The sequence below is a fragment of the Oceanobacillus sp. J11TS1 genome (genome assembly GCF_018333215.1).
Taxonomy (GTDB): domain Bacteria; phylum Bacillota; class Bacilli; order Bacillales; family Amphibacillaceae; genus Oceanobacillus.
In genome coordinates this window covers 1-255 of the sequence record NZ_BORO01000090.1, presented here as the reverse complement: position 1 = coordinate 255, position 255 = coordinate 1, and the positions used below count along the sequence as shown (strand labels likewise).

Below are 255 nucleotides of genomic sequence, written 5' to 3'. Positions count from 1 at the left end.
CATGGACTTCGACACTTTTTCACCACAAAGCTGTTCTACGACTTTAGTCACTTTACGCGTAGAAACACCATTTATCACCATTTCCAACATCGATAGCAAAAAGGCTTTATCACAACGTTTATACTTCGCGAATAGTTCTGTAGAAAATTCCCCGCTGCGCGTACGTGGAACCTTTAATTTTACCTTTCCAACACTCAGCATATACTCTCTATCGTAGTATCCATTTCTGTAATCATGGCGATCTTCATTGCGTTC

1 protein-coding gene is annotated in these 255 nt (G+C 40.4%); it reads right to left on the bottom strand.

The features are described 5' to 3' along the window. Nucleotides 1–255, bottom strand: a 255-nt coding sequence (locus KI343_RS19965) for a transposase (RefSeq protein WP_212928130.1), incomplete at both ends; no start/stop codon positions are given.